Origin of the sequence: Streptomyces sp. SID5785 (assembly GCF_009870065.1) — a bacterium.
In the GTDB taxonomy this organism is placed as follows: domain Bacteria; phylum Actinomycetota; class Actinomycetes; order Streptomycetales; family Streptomycetaceae; genus Streptomyces.
Genome location: NZ_WWIA01000747.1, coordinates 1 through 7,096, shown reverse-complemented (window position 1 = coordinate 7,096; position 7,096 = coordinate 1). Strand labels below are relative to the sequence as shown.

10 protein-coding genes, 2 tRNA genes and 1 pseudogene are annotated in these 7,096 nt (G+C 72.0%); 9 read left to right on the top strand and 4 right to left on the bottom strand.

Annotated features, from left to right (window positions below):
* Positions 1–576: GNAT family N-acetyltransferase (locus GTW43_RS24445; protein WP_161304188.1), on the top strand; the 576-nt coding region annotated here is incomplete at its 5' end.
* 8 nt (positions 577–584) lie between these two features.
* Here the strand turns inward: GTW43_RS24445 and GTW43_RS24440 are convergent.
* On the bottom strand, positions 585–1,088 hold the full coding sequence (locus GTW43_RS24440) for a DsbA family protein (protein ID WP_161304187.1): 504 nt from the start codon (positions 1,086–1,088) through the stop codon (positions 585–587).
* Between the two features lie 191 nt (positions 1,089–1,279).
* Here GTW43_RS24440 and GTW43_RS24435 point away from each other — a divergent pair, with 191 nt between their 5' ends.
* Together GTW43_RS24435 and GTW43_RS24430 are read left to right on the top strand one after the other, a co-directional pair.
* A complete protein-coding gene (locus GTW43_RS24435; RefSeq protein WP_161304186.1) occupies positions 1,280–1,732 on the top strand; it encodes a hypothetical protein in 453 nt (150 codons plus the stop codon).
* Positions 1,733–1,986: 254 nt separating this feature from the next.
* Positions 1,987–2,184 carry a hypothetical protein gene (locus tag GTW43_RS24430; RefSeq protein WP_161304185.1) on the top strand — a complete coding sequence of 66 codons (198 nt, stop codon included), beginning with the start codon at positions 1,987–1,989 and terminating at the stop codon, positions 2,182–2,184.
* 26 nt (positions 2,185–2,210) lie between these two features.
* Here GTW43_RS24430 and GTW43_RS24425 read toward each other — a convergent pair whose 3' ends face one another.
* On the bottom strand, positions 2,211–2,783 hold the full coding sequence (locus tag GTW43_RS24425) for a CGNR zinc finger domain-containing protein (protein WP_161304184.1): 573 nt from the start codon (positions 2,781–2,783) through the stop codon (positions 2,211–2,213).
* Positions 2,784–3,031: 248 nt separating this feature from the next.
* The gene (locus GTW43_RS24420) at positions 3,032–3,445 is read right to left on the bottom strand and encodes an SsgA family sporulation/cell division regulator (protein ID WP_004002642.1); all 414 of its coding nucleotides are present in this window, start codon (positions 3,443–3,445) and stop codon (positions 3,032–3,034) included.
* A gap of 190 nt (positions 3,446–3,635) precedes the next feature.
* On the opposite strand from GTW43_RS24420, the gene GTW43_RS24415 reads away from it, so the two are divergent.
* The 4 genes from GTW43_RS24415 to GTW43_RS24400 all read left to right on the top strand — a co-directional run bounded on the left by GTW43_RS24415 (position 3,636) and on the right by GTW43_RS24400 (position 5,227).
* The gene (locus GTW43_RS24415) at positions 3,636–4,148 is read left to right on the top strand and encodes a TIGR02611 family protein (protein WP_161304183.1); all 513 of its coding nucleotides are present in this window, start codon (positions 3,636–3,638) and stop codon (positions 4,146–4,148) included.
* 63 nt (positions 4,149–4,211) lie between these two features.
* Positions 4,212–4,283 (top strand) — tRNA-Val (locus GTW43_RS24410).
* Between the two features lie 377 nt (positions 4,284–4,660).
* Positions 4,661–5,116, top strand: a complete 456-nt coding sequence (locus GTW43_RS24405; protein WP_161304182.1) for an SRPBCC family protein — start codon at positions 4,661–4,663, stop codon at positions 5,114–5,116.
* Positions 5,117–5,155: 39 nt separating this feature from the next.
* Positions 5,156–5,227: transfer RNA gene (locus GTW43_RS24400), tRNA-Val, on the top strand.
* A gap of 77 nt (positions 5,228–5,304) precedes the next feature.
* Here the strand turns inward: GTW43_RS24400 and GTW43_RS24395 are convergent.
* A complete protein-coding gene (locus tag GTW43_RS24395; protein ID WP_161304181.1) occupies positions 5,305–6,030 on the bottom strand; it encodes a 3'-5' exonuclease in 726 nt (241 codons plus the stop codon).
* Between the two features lie 226 nt (positions 6,031–6,256).
* Here GTW43_RS24395 and GTW43_RS24390 point away from each other — a divergent pair, with 226 nt between their 5' ends.
* Both GTW43_RS24390 and GTW43_RS24385 read left to right on the top strand, forming a co-directional pair.
* Positions 6,257–6,823 (top strand): DUF4365 domain-containing protein, encoded by a 567-nt coding sequence (locus tag GTW43_RS24390; protein WP_161304180.1) that lies wholly within the window; start codon positions 6,257–6,259, stop codon positions 6,821–6,823.
* Between the two features lie 44 nt (positions 6,824–6,867).
* Positions 6,868–7,096, top strand: a pseudogene (locus GTW43_RS24385) (hypothetical protein); the annotation flags it as partial.

Below are 7,096 nucleotides of genomic sequence, written 5' to 3'. Positions count from 1 at the left end.
GTCGAGGCCTCCGTGCCCGCGGACCAGGACGGCCTGCTGCGCCTCGCGAGCGCCCTCGGCTACCTCGAGCGCAGCCGCACCATGGAGAAACCGCTGCCCGCCGACCCGCCGGACCTCCCCGCCGGCAGCACGGGACGGCCCATGAGCGACACCGAGTACGGACCCTGGCTGGCCCACGGCAAGGACACGTACACCCAGACCTGGATCGACCGCGGCGTCCCCGCCGACGAGGCCCGTCGCAAGTCCGAGCGCGACCACGCCGCCCTGCTTCCCGAAGGCCTCGGCACCCCCGGCATGCGCATCGCCGTCCTCGAGCACGAGGGCGAGCGCGTCGGCACCCTGTGGGTGGCCCAGCAGGACACCGCCGCGTTCGTCTACGACGTCGAGGTGGCGGCCGACCGGCGCGGCGCGGGCCACGGACGGTCCCTGATGCTCCTCGCCGAGGCGGAGGCCCGCGCCGCCGGAGCGACCCGCATCGGACTCAACGTCTTCGCGGGCAACACCCCGGCCCTGCGCCTGTACGAGTCGCTGCACTACCGGGCGACCGCGTACCACTTCCACAAACAGCTGCAGTGAACCGGACCTCAGTCCTGCCCCGCGAGCAGCCGGTCCGCGATCTCCTCGATCCGCGCCCGCAGCCCCTCCTGGCTCGTACCGCCGTCGAGGCGCTCACCGCCGATGACGTACGTCGGCGTGCCCGTCACGCCGATCGCCTTGCCCTCCGCCTGGTCGGCGTCGACGATCAGGATGTGCCGGCCGTCGATCAGCGCGGTGTCGAACTCCTCGGCGTCCAGCCCCAGTTCACCCGCCACCTCGACGAGGAACTCCTCGCCCCGCCGCTCGAACTCCGCCACCCGGCCGAGCACCGCCGCCACGTACGGCCAGCCCCGCCCCTGCTCGAAGGCCTCCTCGGCGGCCTGGGCCCCCGCGAAGGAATGCTTGTGCTTCTCCAGCGGGAAGTGGCGCAGCCGCACGTCGAGCCGGTCGCCGTAGCGCTCGCGCAGCGCCTGGACGTCGGTGAGAGCCGCACGGCAGTCGGGACACTGGAGCTCGCACCACACGTCGAGGGTGGGAATCGGGGCGTTCATGCCGTCAGTCTCCCAGGCCCGGCCACGGGGCCCCAACCTGGACCTGGGGAGGAGAGCGACCCCGAGATGTCCCGGAGGTCTGCCCGGGCCGTGGCCCCGAGCCCCCTCCACGGTGCAGGATGGAAGGGGCGAAGCGCCCCGATGCGCGGCAGTACGCCCCGAGTCAGTACGCCCGAGCCCTGGAGGACCGGATGATTGCCGAGACCGTCTGCTCCGCCGTGTCCGTGGCGGGCCTGGGCATCGCCGCGGTCACCGCGTACCGGAAGCGGTTCCTCACCGCCGCCCGCCTCGCCGCCTACTCCCTGGTCCCGCTGGGCCTGGTGATGACCGGCGCCGTCGAGTGGGTCGTGGACACCGCGTTCAGTCCCACCGCCTGGGCCGGCTTCGGAGTGCTCGGCGCGGCGTGGCTGATGTTCATGGGCACCCGCGCCGTCGAGCGGCGCTCCGGCGGCACCCGCAAGGAGCGCAAGGCGGCGAAGGCCGCCCAGCGCGAGGCCGTGGCCCCCGCCGCGTCCGCGCCCTCGCTCGGCCGGACCGCGCGCCCCCAGCAGGCCGCCCAGCCCCAGCAGCAGCCGAAGCCCGCCTCGGGCGGCGCCGACGACTTCAGCGACATCGAGGCGATCCTCAAGAAGCACGGGATCTGAACGACTCCCCACGGGCACCGCCCACGGATCGCGGCCGGTCGCGCGGTCGCGAGAGCGTGCGTGGGTGTGTGCGGCCGTGCGTGTGTGAGGGCGGGCGTGCGTGTGTGAGGGCGTGCGTGCGTGCGAGAGCCGACCGCGATTTCGTGGGTTTTCGTGCGCACGTCCCGCGCCGGTCACGTGATCCGGCGAACTGCCCCCGTGATCGCGCGTGTTGCCCCCGGCGGCAGCACGCTCTGCGTCATCATCACCGCGAGATGCTGGACACACCACGGCTGGACGACCAGCCGGCCGCAGAGAAGAGCCCGGCGGCCCTGCCGCCCCCGGCCCCCCATAAGCCCGAACGGCAGCGCGGCTGCCTCTTCGCGCTCTCCCAGCCACCGCTGATGATCTTCCTCGGGGTCATCGGGGGACTGCTGCTCATGGCGGCCCTGCACGACCTGCTGCTGCTCTGACGCCGGGCCCGCCCGGCCCGCCCGGCTCAGCCCGCGGCCTCCTTGCGGCGGGCCCGGTACGCGGCGACGTGCAGCCGGTTCCCGCACGTACGGCTGTCGCAGTAGCGGCGCGAGCGGTTGCGCGACAGGTCCACGAACGCGTGCCCGCAGTCCGGCGCCTCGCACCGCCGCAGCCGCTCCTGCTCCCCGGCCACCACGAAGAACGCTAGCGCCATCCCGCAGTCGGCCGCGAGATGGTCCGCGACGGACGCACCCGGCGCGAAGTAGTGCACGTGCCAGTCGTAGCCGTCGTGGTCCGTGAGCCGGGGCGTGGTGCCCGCCGCGGCCACCAGCTCGTTGATCAACGACGCCGCGGCGTGCGGGTCCGGCGCGGCGAACACCTCGGCGAAACGGTCACGCACCGCACGCACCGCGACCAGGTCACGCTCCGCGAGCACCCCCACATCGCTGATGTCGTTCTTTCCTACGAAATCGGTCAGCGCCGCCACCGTCGCCAGCCCGTCCTCCGCCCCGTCGCCGTCCCGCACGCGGTCCGGTGCGGTGTTCACCAGAGCGACCACGGCGTCCAGCGCGCACCGGGTGTCGTGGGTGATCAGCACGATTCGCTCCCTGGCCTGGGGATCGGGCCTGCGCCCGCCGATGCGGGCAGAGCCTAGCGCCTGAAGGTCACGAGAAGGTCCGCGGAACGCACCGGCGCCGCCGCCGTGGGAAAGCCCCACGGCGACGGCGCCGCTGTCTGCCGTATGCGGTTGTCCTTGCCCTGGCGTCTCCCCGAGTCGGACGCCACGGCACGCTCTCGCACCGCTCACGCCGGTCTGCGACGGCGCGGGCCCTCGCCTGCGGTCGTTCAGCTCTCCGCGAGGATGTGCGACAGCTCCTGGTCGAGATCGAAATGACGATGCTCCGTGCCGGGTGGCACGGCGGCGTCCGTCCGCTTGAGGAACGACTCCAGGGCCCGCGCCGGGGCCTCGAGCAGAGCCTCGCCCTCCGGGGAGCTCAGGGCGATGCAGACGACGCCCTGACCGTGGCTGCGGGACGGCCAGACTCGGACGTCTCCGGTGCCGGTCGGCCGGTGGAGGCCTTCGGCGAGGAGGTCGCGGGCGAACACCCACTCGACCGTCTCCTCGGCTCCGGTGTGGAAGGTGGCGTGCACGGCATACGGATCGGCCGTGTCATACCGCAGTCCTGCGGGTACAGGCAGTGAGGACTCGCTCGACACAACGAGGCGCAGGTGCAGCTCGCAGCTGACCGTGGTGTTCATAAGCGCCAGGGCCTTTCGCTCAGTGTGCGCTCGGGGATTCGCACGTCGGCGAAATCGACATGCCACCTACGGTGCCGTTGTAAACCCCTCTGAGTGTTTTGGGAGTCTTTAGGTAGCTCGTACGGCCGAGTCTTTCTTGGACGGGAACAGCCATTCCGGTGACGAGATCCGGTCGGGTAGGTTTGAACCCATGAATACGGGGAGTGACGAGGCGGCCGAGCGGGCCGCCGAAGCCGGGGCGCACCAGCCCGAGTCCGCACAGCCGTCCGGGACGCCCGGCGCGTCCGAGCCGCCCGGATCGACGGCGGCGCCCACGTCGGAGGAGGACGCCAAGCCGCTCGGCTCGCGCGCGCCCGAGTTCGTCCAGGCGCGCAGGGCACTGCACCTGAGCTGGCAGGTGGGCGTCTTCGTCGTCGGCCTCGCCGTGGTCGTCGCCGGCATCGTCATGCTGCCGCTGCCCGGACCCGGCTGGCTCGTGATCTTCGGCGGCATGGCGATCTGGGCGACCGAGTTCGTCTGGGCCCAGCTCGTCCTGCGCTGGACGAAACGCAAGGTCACCGAGGCCGCCCAGCGCGCCCTCGACCCCCGCGTGCGGCGGCGGAACATCATCCTCACGACCGTCGGCCTGGTGATCATCGCGGTGCTCGTCGGCATCTACGTGTGGAAGTTCGGACTCGAGATGCCGTGGAACATCAAGGAGTGACCCACAGCGGCGCAGGGTGGTCCCAGGCACCCCCTGACATGGGGTAATGTTCTTCCTGCGCCCGGGCGATTAGCTCAGTGGGAGAGCGCTTCGTTCACACCGAAGAGGTCACTGGTTCGAACCCAGTATCGCCCACCCGGACCGAAGGCCCCGGAGACATCGAGTCTCCGGGGCCTTCGGCGTTTCCGCGCCCGAGTACCGCGCCCGAGTTCCACACCCCAGTTCCGCACCCGAGTTCCGTTCCCGCTCCCGTCCGTGCCGCCACCGTCGAGCGATCTTCTCGCTTTCCGTTCGGGATCATGTCTGAATTCTCCCGCGTAATCCGGCAGAAATCCGGCCCGCGTTTTCCAAAAGGCCGTCACATTTCTGCGCAAGTACGACAAGCGAGGTCCTACGGAGATCCCGATCCGCGTGCCACCGCCGGAAACTGACCGCGCGGAAGTTCCCGCGACGCGCGGCTGACCACCGGTCAGATCGGCGTCACCCACCCCCGGTCCGGGCAGACTCGGACCATGCCGCGCCACGACTGGAGCCACTACCGCTTCCACAGCGTCTGGGACCTGCCCGCACCCCCCGCCGCCGTCTTCGCGGCCCTCGAACGGGCCGAGGAGTATCCGGGCTGGTGGCCGCAGGTCCGCTCCGTCACCCCGCTCGACGCGACCAGCGGCCTCGCCGTCTTCCGGTCCTTCCTCCCCTACGAGCTGACCGTCACCGCCCGCGAGCGGCGTCGCGACCCCGCCGCGGGCGTCCTCGAGATCGGTATGAGCGGCGACTTGGAGGGCTGGGCCCGCTGGACGCTGAGCGCACGGGGCGGCGGTACCCGGGCCCGCTACGAGCAGGAGGTCGACGTGCGGCGGCCCCTGATGCGGCGGCTCGCTCTGCCCGGCCGGCCCGTCTTCCGCGCCAACCACGCGTGGATGATGCGCGGCGGGCGGCGCGGCCTGGCCGCACTGCTCGGACCGGTTTGAACACACCCCGCCGGGGCCTGTATGGTTCAACCCGTTCCCGGGCGATTAGCTCAGTGGGAGAGCGCTTCGTTCACACCGAAGAGGTCACTGGTTCGAACCCAGTATCGCCCACCCGGAGAAGAACCGGTCCGCCGTACAGGCGGGCCGGTTTTTCGTTTCTGCCTTCGGGGCCCCCGGCGGGGGAACGATCAGGCCGCCGCCGGGAGTTCCGGGCGCAGCGGCCACGCCGGGTCCACCGTCTCCGGGGTCCCGCTCCGCGCGAACCAGGCCTGCAGACCGCGGGCCTGCGCCGCGTGCCACACCGCCTGGAGCGTGTGCAGCTCCGCGGGGGACAGGCGCTCCAGACGCGTCGCGAAGCGGCGGCCCACCGCGCGGACCACGTCCAGCGCCGCCTGCGCGTCCGCCGCCGCGTCGTGCGCCTCCGCCAGCTCCACCTCGTAGTGCGCGCACAGGTCCGTCAGGGTCCTGCGCCCCTTGCGGTAGCGGTCCAGATGCTTGTCCAGGACGCGCGGGTCGAGGACGCACAGCGGCGCCGTGTCCAGATAGCGCGCCAGTGACGACGCCCGGTGCCGGTGCAACTCACGGTCCAGGAGCGTCAGATCGAACGGAGCGTTCATCACCACCAGCGGCCGGCCCGCCGCAGCCTGCTCCGCCAGCTCCCGGCCCATCTCCTCCATCACGGGGGCGGGCCAGCGGCCGTTGCGCCGCAGATGGTCGTCCGTCAGGCCGTGCACCTCCGTCGCGCCGGGCGGCACCGGCACCCCGGGATTCACCAGCCAGCGCGTCACCCGCGGCCGCGTGCCCGGCGCGTCCTGCACCACGACCGCCGCGGACACGATCCGGTCGGTCTCCACGTCCACACCCGTCGTCTCGGTGTCGAACGCCGCCAAAGGCCCCTCGTACCAGCACGTCATGTCGATGCAACTCCTCGTTCACACCTGGCAGATGACGCCTCGTCCGACGTCTCGTCCCGCCCGCTTCGGTGATACCCGGACCGTTTGCGTCGTACGCCGAACGGTGACAACACAGATACGAGTCACGGCAGTTCAGCGGCGTGCCGACGGCCCGTACCCGAACGATCCCCCGAACCGTCCCGATCCCCCCGAGGGATCTCCCCTTTCCCGGAAGGTCAGTTGGACCATGGCGCTCGCGCAGCCCGAACAGGGCGGGCTGCTGCCCGAGCGGAACGCACCGCCGCGCGGCTCACTCGCCACCACCGCCTGCATGGAGACCCTGCAGGTGGGCTATCTCCACGCCGTGGCGGCGGCCGCCGGTTGCTCGCTCTCGCAGCCCTTTCCCGACAACGGCATCGACTGGCACGTCAGCCACAGCGCCCCCGGGCACACCGTGGACGACGAGGTCACCATCAAGGTCCAGTTGAAAGCGACGTACCAGATCCCGCCGCACCCACCGGGCCCCGCGTTCTCCTTCACCCTCGACAACGCCCACCTGGTCAAGCTCGCCCGGACCCCCGTGTCCGTGCACAAGATCCTCGTGGTCATGCTCGTGCCGCGCTCCCAGGACGACTGGCTGCGCGCCGGTCACGACCGGCTCGACCTGCGGCACTGCTGCTACTGGACCAACCTCGCCGGACACCCCGTCACCGGCCGGCGCCGCACCACCGTGCGCGTCCCGACCGCACGGATCTTCGACGACCGTGCCCTGTGCGAGATCATGACCCGCGTCGGCCGGGGCGGCCGGCCCTGACCGGCGGCCGCGGCACACCGACGGGCCCCGAAGGGAGCCACGCCATGCAGCACCGACCGACCGACGAGTCCGTCCGGTTCCTCGACGCCGCCCGCGCCCACCCCGTCGACCTCGCCGGACCCGAGCCCGGCCGCGTCGACCCCGCCGTGCTCGGCGCCCTCCTCGGCCGGCACGGCTGGCAGCGGCGCGGCGGCGCCGCCGGGCGCTACGCCCGCTGGACCCTGCCCGGCTCCGGACCCGGCACCAGCCTCCTCGTGCCCGAGAGCCGCGCCT